At 63.1% G+C, this 13,195-nt stretch carries 12 protein-coding genes, 1 pseudogene and 1 riboswitch; of the genes and pseudogenes, 4 read left to right on the forward strand and 9 right to left on the reverse strand.

What is annotated here, in order from left to right:
* Positions 1–34: 34 nt before the first annotated feature.
* Both SS05631_RS19890 and SS05631_RS19895 read right to left on the reverse strand, forming a co-directional pair.
* Positions 35–1,549, reverse strand: a complete 1,515-nt coding sequence (locus SS05631_RS19890; protein ID WP_037421588.1) for a malonyl-CoA synthase — start codon at positions 1,547–1,549, stop codon at positions 35–37.
* The gene (locus tag SS05631_RS19895) at positions 1,546–2,964 is read right to left on the reverse strand and encodes a malonyl-CoA decarboxylase (RefSeq protein ID WP_037421590.1); all 1,419 of its coding nucleotides are present in this window, start codon (positions 2,962–2,964) and stop codon (positions 1,546–1,548) included. Before SS05631_RS19895 ends, SS05631_RS19890 begins: the two co-directional genes overlap by 4 nt.
* A 163-nt stretch (positions 2,965–3,127) precedes the next feature.
* Here SS05631_RS19895 and SS05631_RS19900 point away from each other — a divergent pair, with 163 nt between their 5' ends.
* The 3 genes from SS05631_RS19900 (at position 3,128) to SS05631_RS19915 (ending at position 4,865) form a co-directional block, all read left to right on the forward strand.
* On the forward strand, positions 3,128–3,778 hold the full coding sequence (locus SS05631_RS19900; protein ID WP_037421591.1) for a GntR family transcriptional regulator: 651 nt from the start codon (positions 3,128–3,130) through the stop codon (positions 3,776–3,778).
* Positions 3,779–4,083: 305 nt separating this feature from the next.
* Positions 4,084–4,386: a type II toxin-antitoxin system Phd/YefM family antitoxin gene (locus tag SS05631_RS19910; RefSeq protein ID WP_037421593.1), complete on the forward strand. Its 303-nt coding sequence runs from the start codon at positions 4,084–4,086 to the stop codon at positions 4,384–4,386.
* Entirely contained in the window at positions 4,383–4,865 is a 483-nt protein-coding gene (locus tag SS05631_RS19915; RefSeq protein WP_037421595.1) for a type II toxin-antitoxin system VapC family toxin, read from the forward strand. The genes SS05631_RS19910 and SS05631_RS19915 overlap by 4 nt, the downstream gene beginning before the upstream one ends.
* A gap of 42 nt (positions 4,866–4,907) precedes the next feature.
* Here the strand turns inward: SS05631_RS19915 and SS05631_RS19920 are convergent, their stop codons facing one another.
* The 5 genes from SS05631_RS19920 to thiC are packed head-to-tail and all read right to left on the reverse strand — an operon-like array spanning position 4,908 to position 9,291.
* Positions 4,908–5,513, reverse strand: coding sequence for a thiamine phosphate synthase (locus SS05631_RS19920; RefSeq protein WP_037421596.1), 606 nt, complete (start codon positions 5,511–5,513; stop codon positions 4,908–4,910).
* Entirely contained in the window at positions 5,510–6,283 is a 774-nt protein-coding gene (locus tag SS05631_RS19925) for a thiazole synthase (RefSeq protein ID WP_095678053.1), read from the reverse strand. Before SS05631_RS19925 ends, SS05631_RS19920 begins: the two co-directional genes overlap by 4 nt.
* A 2-nt stretch (positions 6,284–6,285) precedes the next feature.
* Positions 6,286–6,483, reverse strand: a complete 198-nt coding sequence (gene thiS, locus SS05631_RS19930; RefSeq protein WP_037421613.1) for a sulfur carrier protein ThiS — start codon at positions 6,481–6,483, stop codon at positions 6,286–6,288.
* Positions 6,480–7,457: a glycine oxidase ThiO gene (gene thiO / locus SS05631_RS19935; RefSeq protein WP_037421616.1), complete on the reverse strand. Its 978-nt coding sequence runs from the start codon at positions 7,455–7,457 to the stop codon at positions 6,480–6,482. Before thiO ends, thiS begins: the two co-directional genes overlap by 4 nt.
* A gap of 1 nt (position 7,458) precedes the next feature.
* On the reverse strand, positions 7,459–9,291 hold the full coding sequence (gene thiC, locus SS05631_RS19940) for a phosphomethylpyrimidine synthase ThiC (protein ID WP_037421619.1): 1,833 nt from the start codon (positions 9,289–9,291) through the stop codon (positions 7,459–7,461).
* A gap of 97 nt (positions 9,292–9,388) precedes the next feature.
* Positions 9,389–9,500: riboswitch (TPP riboswitch) on the reverse strand.
* Between the two features lie 1,209 nt (positions 9,501–10,709).
* Here thiC and SS05631_RS19945 point away from each other — a divergent pair.
* Positions 10,710–11,030 (forward strand): annotated as a pseudogene (locus SS05631_RS19945) (transposase); the annotation flags it as partial.
* A gap of 48 nt (positions 11,031–11,078) precedes the next feature.
* On the opposite strand, the gene SS05631_RS31120 reads toward SS05631_RS19945, so the two are convergent.
* Both SS05631_RS31120 and SS05631_RS19955 read right to left on the reverse strand, forming a co-directional pair.
* Positions 11,079–11,771, reverse strand: a complete 693-nt coding sequence (locus SS05631_RS31120; protein WP_157213176.1) for a GyrI-like domain-containing protein — start codon at positions 11,769–11,771, stop codon at positions 11,079–11,081.
* Between the two features lie 450 nt (positions 11,772–12,221).
* The gene (locus SS05631_RS19955; RefSeq protein ID WP_037421625.1) at positions 12,222–13,115 is read right to left on the reverse strand and encodes a LysR family transcriptional regulator; all 894 of its coding nucleotides are present in this window, start codon (positions 13,113–13,115) and stop codon (positions 12,222–12,224) included.
* Positions 13,116–13,195: the final 80 nt, after the last annotated feature.

The following is a 13,195-nucleotide window of genomic DNA, read 5'->3' on the forward strand; positions in this document are numbered from 1 at the left end:
TGATGTCCGTGCGCCTTCCTCCCAGAGAGCGCGGTCACGTCCTAGCGTATAAGTCGGCGTATTGCTGCCGCAGAAGGTTCTTCTGGACCTTGCCCATCGTGTTGCGCGGCAGGTCGTCGGCGAAGATGATGCGTTTCGGCTGCTTATAGCGCGCCAGCCGGTCCTTGAGCGCGCCGAGGATGGCGCTTTCGTCGAGCGCCGCCTCGGGCTTGCGCACGACGATGGCGGTGACGCCCTCGCCGAAATCGGGATGCGGGACGCCGATCACGGCGCTTTCGGCGACGCCTTCGAGCTGGTCGATCTCGCCTTCCACCTCCTTCGGGTAGATGTTGTAGCCGCCCGAAATCACCAGATCCTTGTTGCGGCCGACGATGTGGACATAGCCGCGCCTGTCGATCTTGCCGAGGTCGCCGCTGATGAAGAACCCGTCGGCGGTGAATTCCGCAGCGGTCTTTTCCGGCATCCGCCAATAGCCCTTGAAGACGTTCGGACCCTTGATCTCGATCATGCCGGTTTCCTCCGCCGGCAGGGCGGCGCCGGTGGTGGTATCGGTGACGCGCACCGTCACGCCCGGCAGCGGGAAGCCGACGGTTCCGGCGATCCGTTCGCCGTCATAGGGGTTCGAGGTGTTCATGTTGGTCTCGGTCATTCCGTAGCGCTCGAGGATCGCGTGGCCGGTGCGTTTCCTGAACTCGACATGAGTCTCGGCGAGGAGCGGCGCGGAGCCGGAAATGAAGAGCCGCATGTCGGCAACCGCCTGCCGGTCGAGCCGCGGGCTCTGTAGGAGGCGCACGTAGAAGGTCGGCACGCCCATCAGCAGCGTCGCCTGAGGCATCAGCGAGAGCACCTCGTCCGGATCGAACTTCGGCAGCAGGAACATCGAGGCGCCGGCGAGCAGTGTGACGTTCGTGGCGACGAACAGCCCGTGCGTATGGAAGAGCGGCAGCGCATGGATCAGCCGATCGCCGCCGGTGACGCGCCAGCAGTCGCGCAAGCTCATGGCATTCGAGAGCAGGTTTCTGTGGGTGAGCATCGCACCCTTGGACCGGCCCGTCGTTCCCGAGGTGTAGAGGATCGCAGCCAGGTCATCGGCCGCGCAGGATGCATCGACGAAGTCGGACGGCTCGTCGTGGGCGAGGTCGAGAAGCGAGCCCGTGCCGTCGGTGCCGAGCGTTTCGACGATGGCACCATGCGGCTCGGCGATTTTTCGGACGCTTTCCCGCGCCGCCGGGGAAACGACCACCAGCCGCGGTTCGGCGTCGCCGATGAAATAGTCGAGCTCGGCGAGCGTATAGGCGGTGTTGAGCGGCAGGTAGACCGCGCCGCTGCGCAGGCAGGCGAGATAGAGGATCAGCGCTTCGGCGCTCTTTTCCACCTGGACGGCGACCCGGTCGCCCGGTCGGATGCCAAGCGTGTCAATCGCGCTGGCGATGCGGCCCGAAAACGCGAGCGCGTCGCCATAGGTCCAGGACCGGCCGCCGTTGATCCGGATGAACGGCGCATCGCCGGAAGCGGCTGCCCGAATGGCGTCAAACAGATGGTTGCTCACGTGCGCCCTCCTCCAGTCTTGCCGTTCATGACTTGCGCGAACGGTCGTGAAATTTCGCCCTTGCCGCCGCGGCGGCTTTCGCCGGTTCGGCTGAGCAGGCTCTTGACGGCCGGCGAGGCGGTGACCTCGCCTCGCTGTGCCAGGGCCTCGTGGTTCGCCTCGATATCCTCGAGCTTGTAGAGGTAGTTGACCATCATCCCGTGCGCCTGGCGCATGGCCTTGGCCGAGCGGTCGCCGAGGAAGTTCAGCCGCTCCAGCCGGGCGCCGTTGCCGAGATGGAAGCGGGCGACCGGATCGACCGGCCGGCCCTCCGGCGTGCGCTCGATCAGGAAATAACGGGCGGCGAGCGGCAAAAGCAGGCGCTCCACTTCGCTTGCTGCGCTCTCGTCGCCGGCCCAGGCCGGGTCGTCGAGGAGCGCCAGAACCTTGCGGTCTTCGTCGGAAAACAGCGGCTCGGCTTTCGATGTGCGCGCCTTGGCAAGCCAGCGGGCAAAGCCCGGAACCGGCGAAAGCGTGACGAAATTCTTCAGGCCGGGCAGGTCCCTGCGCAGGTCCTCGACGACCTGCTTGATGAGGAAGTTGCCGAAGGAGATGCCGCGGAGCCCCTCCTGGCAGTTGGAGATCGAATAGAAGACCGCGGTCGTCGCCTGGTCGGGATCGATCTGCTCCCGGCTCTCGTCGAGCACGTCCCTGATGGCGCTCGGCACGGATCGGGTCAGCGCCACCTCGACGAAGACGAGCGGCTCGTCGGTGAGCCGCGGGTGGAAGAAGGCGAAGCAGCGCCGGTCGGCAGGCGCCAGGCGCCGGCGCAGTTCCTCCCAGCCGGCGATCTCGTGCACCGCCTCGTATTTTATGATTTTTTCCAGGATGTGCGCCGGCGTCGACCAGTCGATCGGACGCAGCGTCAGGAAGCCACGATTGAACCAGGAGCCGAACAGATGGGTGAAATCGGCATCGAGGGCGCGATATTCGTCCGACCGATCGGTGGAGGCGAGCAGCTGATGGCGCATCCGGACGAGCTTGGCCGTGCCGCTCGGCGCATGATTCAACCTGCGCAGCAGTTCCTGGCGGCGGGGTTCCGCCGCCTTGTGGAGCGCTATGATCGCGGCGGGGCTCTTCTCGCTGCGGTACCTCTCGACAGCCTTGTCGAGCTTCTCCATATCGGCGCCGAATTTTTCAGACAGCATCTGCAGGAACTGCTCGACGCCGGCCTCGTCGAGCTTGCTCCAGCGACCGAGGATTTCGGCGGCAATGGCCATGCCAGAGGCTTCGCCGCGGCTCGACAGCAGCATTTCGCAAAGCGTCTCGAGATCTGCTTCGACGGCGTCCGTGCTGCGTGAGGCGGCAAACAGCAGCTTGCGGCCGCGCTCCGTGATGCCCTGCAGCATATCGCTGAAAAAAGAGGTTCCGGGCATGCCACTCTCCTCCTGCTGAATGGGCGGCCAATCGCCTCGGCTATTCTACCGTCGTTCTCATTTTTTTAGCCGGCTGTATAGTATATAATGTGCCACGTTAGGTGTGCGTCGTCAACCATCGTGTATACAAGAAGAACGATTTTGCATTATTGAGGCAGAGCAAATGTCCGAGAATGTTGGCCGGTGGCTCCGGGACGAAATTGAAAATGCCATCCTTTCCAACGAGTTCGGCCCGGGGGAACGGCTGGATGAAACGGTTCTTGCCAGCCGCTTCGGCGTATCGAGGACGCCGGTTCGCGAGGCGCTGATGCAGCTGAATGCGATCGGCCTCATCGAAATTCGTCCGCGCAGGGGTGCCGTCGTCATCGATCCGGGGCCGCACCGCATCTACGAAATGTTCGAGGTCATGGCCGAGCTCGAGGGCCTGGCCGGATCGCTCGCCGCCCGCCGCCTCGACGAAGCCGCGCGTCAGGCGATCACCGCCGCCCACGGGCGCTGCGAGCTCTCCGCCAAGGCCGGCGACAGCGACGCCTACTATTACGACAACGAGGAATTCCATAAGGCGATCTATGCGGCGAGCCGCAGCGAGTTCCTCGAGGAGCAATGTGCGCGATTGCATCGGCGGCTACGCCCCTATCGCCGCCTGCAGTTGCGGGTGCGCAATCGCCTCACAACATCCTTCTCGGAACATTGCGGCATCGTCGACGCGATCTTCGCCGGCGACGGTGAGGAGGCCCGCCGGCTGCTGCGATCCCATGTCGGCATCCAAGGCGAGAGGTTCAGCGATCTGGTGGCCAGCATGGCGACCAGATAAGCGGAATGGTGTCCGGCTGATCGTCATGGGGTCGCAACGAAGTGGAGGTCGGCGAAGCCATTGCGCGCACCGCCGGCCGCCTACAGCGCCGCGCGTCTTATCAGACGCGCAAAGGTCGCTGGAGCACTTTGACTTGCTGCACGTCTTTGTCCTTAAATCGAGGTCGATTTAGGGAGACATGCAGTGGCAGGGCCGCAGCCCGGAAAGGAACTGGCGTCGATTGCTCCTGACGGCGCCGCCGCCGCAATCTGGAAAATCTGTGAGAGACGTGCTACATATCTGACTATCTGACTAGGTGATCGACGATGCGCAAGAATGCGGAACTGACCAAGTTGAAAAAAGCGCGCGGACAAAACGCTGCCGGATGGTGGAAGCTCGAGGACGCGAAGGCGCGCTTCAGCGAAGTGGTACGGCACGCGCGCGAGGACGGGCCGCAGCGCGTGACAGTGCGGGGCAGGGATGCGGTTGTAATTATGTCCGCCGAGGAGTTCGATCGGCTCATCCCCGAGAAACCGCGAGCACCGTTCGTCGAGTTCATGGAAAGTCTCCATCTCGGCGGGCTCGATCTTGAACGCGAGATGGATCGCGGCCGGGATATCGAGCTTTGAAGGGTTGGTTGCTCGACACAAATGTCGTGGCCGCACTGATCAATCCGAAGGGTGCGCGTGCGGTAAAGACGTGGGCAGCCGATCAGCATGAGGAAGCCTTCTATATCAGCGTCCTGACACTGGCCGAGTACGACAAGGGCATTCACAACCTTCCGGAGGACCATGCCGACCGGCCGCGCTACATGGCGGCGCGCGACGCGCTCGCCGAGCGTTTTGGCTGGCGGGTCCTCTCGCTTGACGACGTCATCGTGCGGCAATGGGGACGTATTTCTGGGGAAGTGAAACGCGACAGCGGTCACGCCCCGCCAGTGATCGACACGATGCTGGCAGCGACGGCGATCGAACACGACCTCTATTTTGTAACGCGCAATGTGAAGGACGCTCGGCCATCCGGCGCAATGATCTTCGATCCGTGGAACGACGATGCGGAGAAATTCCCGCTGAGCCCGCGCGGCGCTGAGCGTCCGCGACAGAAATAGGAGCCGGGCTCATTGGAGACCCGCCCCTTGAGGGTCGGGTAGCTAACGCCATGCTGCCGTTCTGCGGATCCATTCCTTCGTCCTCGTTTCCGGGTCGGCGTTGAGCGTGATGTCGGTAACGACGGCGGCGCTGTCGGCGCCATGGGCAAAGACGCCGTCGATCCGATCCGGATTGAGCCCGCCGATGGCGACGAGCGGCAGGGAGCGGACGCGCTCACGCCAGGCGGAAAGCCGCGTCAGCCCCTGCGGCGTCCACTTCATCTTCTTGAGGATCGTCGGGTAGATCGGCCCGAGCGCCACATAGTCCGGTTCGGCGGCAAGCGCCGTTTCGAGCTCCGCCTCGTCATGGGTGCTCACCCCGAGCTTCAGCCCTGCGGCGCGGATCGCGCCGAGATCGGCATCGGCGAGATCCTCCTGGCCGAGATGGACGAAGTCGCAGCCTTCCTCGATTGCCAACTGCCAGTAATCGTTGACGATCAACTGGCACCGATGCACCGCGCAGATTGCCTTGGCCCTGCGGATCTCGCCGCGAAGGTTTTCGTCGCTCCGCTCCTTGATCCTGAGCTGCACCAGCCTGACGCCGAGCGGGACCAACCGTTCGATCCATTGGGCGCTGTCGACGATGAGATAGAACGGGTCGAGCTTCACGAGAAAACCGCCTTTCCGATGACGGGGGTGGAGGGAACGGCCATGTCGCGCGGCTCCAGCAGTCCGGCGTGAAAGGCCATATGCCCGGCCTCGATCGCCTTGGCGAAAGCCTCGGCCATGGCAGCCGGGTCGGCGGCGCCGGCGACCGCGGTGTTGAGGAGCACCGCGTCGTAGCCGAGTTCCATCACGGTTGCCGCATGCGAGGGTCGGCCGATGCCGGCGTCGACGATCAGCGGCACGTCGGGAAATTCGGCGCGCATGGCGCGTAAGCCCTGCAGGTTCTGCGGACCCATGGCGCTGCCGATCGGCGCGCACCAGGGCATCAGCACCTTGCAGCCGGCCTCGAGCAGCCGTTCGGCAACGACCAGATCGTCGGTCGTGTAGGGGAACACCTCGAACCCCTCGCCGGTGAGGATACGCGCCGCCTCGACGAGACCGAAGACGTCCGGCTGCAGCGTATCGTGGTGGCCGATGACTTCGAGCTTGATCCAGTCGGTCGAAAACACCTCGCGCGCCATCTTCGCGGTCAGCACCGCCTCCGAGACGGAATGGCAGCCCGCGGTGTTCGGCAGGACGCGGACGCCGAGCTCGCGGACCAGTTCGAAAAAGGCGCCGCCGGAGCGCCCGCCGGCGGTCTCGCGGCGAAGCGAGACCGTGACGATATCGGTGCCCGACCGCCGCACCGCCTCGGCAAGACTGGCCGGCGAAGGATAACGCGCCGTGCCGAGCAGCAGCCGCGAGCGCAGTTCGGTTCCATAGAATTGCGGCATGATCAGCCTCCCTGCATCGGCGACAGGACCTCGATCCGGTCGCGGTCCCTGAGATGGTGATTTGCTCGGTCGGCCCTGTGGACGAGCTCGCCATTGACCGCGGTCGCGAGCCAGTCGTCCTCGTATTCGAGGAGCGCCAGCGCTTCGGCCAAAGTGGCGGCCGGGAGCTCGTGCTCCTCGCCGTTGATGGTCAGCTTCATCGGGCATTTCCTCTCTTCAATTCTGCGCCAAGCGCCAGCGCAGCCACCTCCTCAGCGAGCGCCGGCGACAGCAGGAAGCCGTGGCGGTAGAGGCCGTTGACGGTGATGGCGTTGTTCTGCCGGGTGACGCGCGGCAGGTTGTCGGCAAAGGCGGGTCGCACGCCGGTGCCGGTCTCGACCAGGCGGGCCTCGGCAAGGGCCGGGTGCAGCGTATAGGCGGCGTTCAGGAGCTCCATCAGCGAGCGGGCGGTGATCGGGCCGTCGTCGTCGCTTTCGATCATCGTCGCCCCGCACATGAAGAGCCCGCCACCGCGCGGCACGATATAGAGCGGAATGCGCGGATGCAGCAGGCGCACCGGACGGGAAAGGCTGACCTCGTCGGTCTGGAGGTAGAGCATTTCGCCGCGAACGCCGCGCAGTCCCTTGAACTCGCCGATTCTTGCGGCGCCGGTGCAGTCGATGGTCAGGTCGAAGCGGCTTTCCTCGATCCCGCCGCCGCTGAAAACCACGCCTTGCGCTTCGAGCCCCTGTCTGAGAGCTGAAAGTGCGCGGCGCGGATCGAGATGCGCTTCCTCAGGAAAGAACAGCGCCTCGCGAAACCGCCCGGCGAGCGCCGGCTCCAGCGCTACGATTTCTTCCGCGCCGATCCAGCGGTAGCCGGAGGTGCGCGAGGCGAAGCGCCTGAGTTCGGCCGCGTCGCGCAGTGGGGCGACGACCAGCGTGCCGTTGCGATGGACCGAACCGGCGGGTAGCGCGGCCTCCCACCAGCCGGCGGCAGCGCCGCCGCGGATAAGAACGGCCTCCTCGGCGCTTTCCCGCTCGCACCAGGGGGCGAGCATGCCGCCGGCGTACCACGAGGCGGCAGTCGCAAAGCCATGTGTTCGTTCCGCGACCATGACCGCCGCGCCGCGCGCAACGAGTTCATGGGCGGCCGTGAGGCCGGCGACGCCAGCCCCCTTGATCAACACGTGCATCTCATTCTCCGGCGGTCGTGGCTGCGCCTTCGCCGACCGGCATGTAGAGGTCGCCGCCCTCGCGATACTTCGCCGCCATGGCCTCGAGCCCCTCCTTCTGCGCCTCGGCGCGGATGTCGTGGGAAATCCGCATCGAGCAGAATTTCGGGCCGCACATGGAGCAGAAATGCGCGACCTTGTGTGCCTCCTTCGGCAAGGTTTCGTCGTGGAAATTGCGGGCGGTTTCCGGATCGAGCGACAGGTTGAACTGATCTTCCCAGCGGAATTCGAAACGGGCTCGCGACAGCGCGTCGTCGCGGATGCGGGCGGCCGGATGGCCCTTGGCAAGGTCGGCGGCGTGCGCGGCGATCTTGTAGGTGATGACGCCGACCTTGACGTCGTTGCGGTCCGGCAGGCCCAAATGCTCCTTCGGCGTGACGTAGCAGAGCATGGCGGTGCCGAACCAGCCAATCATCGCCGCGCCGATGCCTGAGGTGATGTGGTCGTAGCCGGGCGCGATGTCGGTCGTCAGCGGCCCGAGCGTATAGAAGGGGGCCTCGCCGCAGGTTTTGAGCTGCTTGTCCATGTTCTCCTTGATCTTGTGCATCGGCACGTGGCCGGGGCCCTCGATCATCACTTGGCAATCCTTCGCCCAGGCGATCTTCGTCAGCTCACCGAGCGTTTCGAGTTCCGCGAACTGCGCCGCGTCATTGGCGTCGGCGATCGAGCCGGGACGCAGGCCGTCGCCGAGCGAGAAGGAGACGTCATAGGCGCGGCAGATGTCGCAGATCTCGTCGAAATGCTCGTAGAGGAAGCTTTCGCGGTGGTGGTGCAGGCACCACTTGGCCATGATCGAGCCGCCGCGCGAGACGATGCCGGTGACGCGATCGACGGTGAGCGGGATATAGTGCAGCCGCACGCCGGCATGGATGGTGAAATAGTCGACACCCTGCTCGGCCTGCTCGATCAGCGTGTCGCGGAAGACCTCCCAACTGAGATCCTCGGCGATGCCGCCGACCTTCTCCAGCGCCTGATAGAGCGGCACCGTGCCGATCGGTACCGGCGAATTGCGGATGATCCATTCGCGGATGTTGTGGATGTTGCGGCCGGTCGAAAGGTCCATGACCGTATCGGCGCCCCAGCGGGTTGCCCAGACCATCTTCTCGACCTCTTCTGCCATAGACGAGGTGACGGCGGAGTTGCCGATATTGGCGTTGATCTTTACCAGGAAATTGCGGCCGATGATCATCGGTTCCGATTCTGGATGGTTGATGTTGGCGGGGATGATCGCCCGGCCGCTGGCGACCTCCTGGCGGACGAAATCCGGGGTGACAAAATCGGGAACCGCGGCGCCGAAACTCTCGCCGTCGCGGGCGAGCGCCTCCTTGGCGGCCTTGCGGCCGAGGTTTTCGCGTATGGCGATGAACTCCATTTCCGGCGTGATGATGCCGCCCCGCGCATAGGCAAGCTGGGTGATCGCCTGACCGGGCTTGGCCCTCAGCGGCCGGTGGCGGACGGGGAATTCCGGCGTCAGCCGCTCGCCAGATGCAAAGCCGTTGTCCTCCGCCTTGACGGTACGGCCCTCATAGCTTTCGACATCGCCGCGCGCCAGAATCCAGTCGCGGCGCAGCCGCGGCAGGCCCTCGTCGATATGGATATCGGCGCCCTCGAGGGTATAGGGGCCGGAGGCATCATAGACGGTGACCGGCGGCTCGCCGGAGGTCGGATGCAGCGCGATCTCCCGCATCGGCACGCGGATGCCGGCATGGATCTCGCCCGGCTTGTAGACCTTGCGGGAGGCCGGAAGCGGCCCCTGCGTGACCGAGGGTGCTGCGAGAGGCTTGAAAACATTCATCTTGAGGCTCCAAAGTTTTCGCGTTGGAGACCCAGTTCTGAAGCCGGAAGGATGAAAAGACGCATCGCCGATGGATCGCGGGAATACGGAATCCTGGCATCAAGCGTCTGCACCGTCCCTACGCCAGTATGAACTGGATCAGGTTCAACGGGTCACTGCGCGCTCTAGCAGTATCTCAGCCCCTTGCCGGGACCCCCCTGGTGAATGGACGCCAATAGTCACTGTTATCGCCGCGGCGTCAAGACTGTTTAGAGGAGGTTAGGAACCGAGTGCGACGTGCGGGCATTCCGTCGCACTATCGATACTTGATACCTATCGATAGTGAAGGGGCACGGAAATTATGGTCCGGATGACGGAAGTTTGAGACCAATTGACTTCCGGTTGCGAGATTTTACGCGTTAATACAGATGGTTAATGATCGCCTAAGACGCAAAGAGACTCATTTAAAAAACTGCGCCCCATTGTGGGTGTGCTTTTGCTTTGTGATTTCAAATTGAAGCGCTCAACGGTAGATGCGACGCCTTAACGACTTCAGGCTGGAGCGAAGTGAGGGAGCTGCTAAAGCCAACGGACATATGACAATTTTCGGTTTGGAGCGGTAGAGTAAAACCCACACGCGGCGTAGCTTTTGCTTCCCGCTTTACATGGTAGCGCTCAGCAGTAAACACGGCTCCGAACTTGGACCGAACGATTTCACGCCGACCAGGCGAATGGACAGTTTAAAGCCCGGGTGCCTTGGGGAAAGCGCGCCGGAAGCGGCGGCCGACGCTGTGGTTTGGGTCGCGCTGGCACGCCGCAGTCTCTGGAACGAACGCTCATCGACGATCGCTGGTCGCAAGCGGCCGAAGTTGCTGCTGCAATGGCATGGCAACAAGCGGCGAGCGTGCGCCGCGGTTCAGTCCTCCAATGGCCAATTTTGGATATCCGGTGAACCCTTCCGTTGGTCATCGCAAGAGCCGGGCGATCTGGCATCATAACAGTGATGTCCATGATTAGCTGAGATCAGCGAGATCGTCCGGTCAGGACGATGGCGCGGTCAAGACCGATCCCAGGAATGCGATACTGTCTGATACAGGCAACCGCGAACACCACATTGGTCGACCGAGCCTATCCAACGCCATGATGAGGCGGCCAAAGTGCCGACCTCGAAGAGAACCATGAGCCTGACCTGTGACGCCCTCGGCGATCAACTTGACAACCGCGATTAGAGAACTCCCGTGGACACGATCGCATTTACGCGAAAGTTCGGAGGAGGTCGCAACCGCTACTTGACAGGTCGAAATGACGACCGGGGCGGCAGCACAATATTGCGTGTTGATTTGCACTGAGAAGTGACCCGGCATTGGAGTGCGCCCCTTGGGGTGGACAGATCGGGATGAGGAATTGACCGGCCTACCGGGTTTTCGGAAAGAAGACCCATGGCAAAGCACCGCAGTCACAGCGTCGAATTCAAACGTCAGGTCGCGCAGGAATTTCTCGCCGGCGAAACGCTGCATGGTCTGGCAAAACGCCACGACGTGTCGCGCAATCTTATCCGCATCTGGGTTCAGAAGTACGAGGAAGGTGCATTTGACGAGGATGCGCAGGCCGTTGACCTCCTCCAGGAATATGAGGCGCGGATCGCGGCGCTGGAGCGGCTAGTCGGCAAGCAGGCTCTGGAGTTGGAGTTCCTAAAGGGGGCTCTGAAAAACGCACCGCCGCCGAAAAGCGGGACTACGTCCGTCATCACCGGCCCCGCGACCGATTTCATCACGCCGAAGTCGGAGACGAGCCGTCTGTTCCGTGGCTCAATCCTTCAACTTGATGGAAACCGTCGTTTTCAGCCTCTGAGGATTTGGCTCCTCAGCGGGGCTGTTGTGATATATCTCACTTCGTGCAGCGAACCACTCTCCTGCGCCCACCTGATGTGAGTCAAAGACGATTCCGGCGTGTAACGCCCAGCCAATCAGAACGCCATTGACGGTGAGCAGGTCATCATAAGGCCCGAAGTAGGTTACTTCAGCGTAGCGTCCGGCAGGAAGGGTTCCGCTAACAATCGAGCCTTGTCCTCGCACGAGGCGATCCACAGGAACGGCGAACTCCATCTCGATCTCTGGCATCACGATGACATTGTGCTTGAAAAACACCGCACCGGCTTCCAACTGATGCATGGCTACGAACGCAAAAAGCTCGCTGAGGATGGCGGGCACCTCATTGTCGAATGGCAAGGCGACCTGCTTCTTCACGGCGACATAGGAAACGGCCGCTCGTTCGACAATCGTCGGTAATGTAAGCATATCGATCTCTCCGCTGCGTGATGTTGCAACGAGAAGACGGACGACCAGGGCCGATGCCGACAGTGGGTGATACAAATAATTCTGCCGCGCCTGCACGGCTATCGGGTCGCTCTCGCCGATGGGAACGGCGGAGCGGCCCGGGGTGGCATCATGCTGCCAGGCAACTGAGGACGCAGAGTTGAGGCAACTCGACCGTTGGCTCATCGAGCAGAAGTATACTCCCCCAAGATGCTTTGATGCTTCTCGTACAATTCGGCGAGCCCAAGCGGCCGAGGACGGTTTTAAGCGGAATGTCGGCGGAGATAAAGAAGGACCGCGAGCCCGAGGTCGCCGCTGGCGCGCTCGATCCGCTCATGCGCCCGCGGGGGAACACCTGCGCGGCAATGCGATCGCGAGTTGCGAATGACAGGATAGGGCTCAATCGTGTCGTTCACTGCCTTTGTTGCGGATGACAGCAAAGGGTCGTTTCTCCGCATTCACCGCGGTCGCAGAAGAGTGTAAGACCGTTGTTCGTCCTGTAACGAGCAGGTTGCGTCAAGACGTTGCGACTGTCGCGAAAGTCCCTACTCTACGGCGTCGTTCGGTTGGGGCAAAGCATCACGACTGGCAGCGGGGGTGGACGCCCGAGTCTCGGGCGCAGGCAAGAACATCAAACTACAAATCTGTCGCATCGAAAACCGCCGCCACCCAATCGAGGAAAACCCGCACACGTGGCGATAGCTGACGGTTCTGCGGATAATAGGCAGCGAGCGGCAGTGGCGGCGGCGGCTGGGCCGGCAGGACCTCTACAAGGTCGCCTCGCGCCAGATCCTCCCGGAAGCGATAGCGGGGCGCCTGAATCAGCCCGTAGCCCATCCGTGCGAGATGATGCGCTGTCTCCGCCTCGTTGGCGGTCACGCGGCAGGGAAGTGTCACCTCCCTGATTCCCTCGGCGGTCTGGAACTCCATCGGCATCACACGGCCCGTGCGTGACGACACGAAGCCGATCATCTGGTGTCGGTCGAGATCATCGACCGAAGCGGGTATCCCGTGATGCTCGAGATATTGCGGGCTGGCGCAGGTCTGCTCCGGAATATCGGGGAGCCTGCGCATGATCAGGCCGCTGTCATCCGGTTCGCCCGCCCGGATGACGCAATCCACCCCCTCGCGCACCAGATCGACCAGCCTGTCGCCCTGGCCGATCTGCAACCTGATCTGTGGGTACGCTTCCAGGAAGTCCGGCAGACGCGGCAGTAGGAAAGCCCGCGTCAGTGCGCCGTGCGCATCGATGCGGAGCACCCCCGAGGGTTCACCGCCCCGCAAGGCGCCCTCCGCTTCGTCGATATCCGCGAGGATCGACAGGCACCGCCGGTAATAGGCTTCGCCATCCGGCGTGGGCGCCACATGCCGGGTGGTGCGTTCCAGCAGCCGGCTGCCGAGATGGCGCTCGAGCCGCCTGATCGCTTCGGTGGCCGTCGAACGCGGAATGCCAAGATCGGCCGCCGCGGCCGTGAAGCTGCGACGGTCGATGACCCGCACGAAAAGACGCATTCCATCGAGGCGATCCATGTTTGTTCGGGATAGCCGAATTTTATTGCCCGCGAAAGGTGGATTATCCCGCCTCCAAGTTTCGCTACTTCCTTGCCTAG

It is taken from the genome of Sinorhizobium sp. CCBAU 05631, assembly GCF_002288505.1.
Lineage (GTDB): Bacteria > Pseudomonadota > Alphaproteobacteria > Rhizobiales > Rhizobiaceae > Sinorhizobium > Sinorhizobium fredii_C.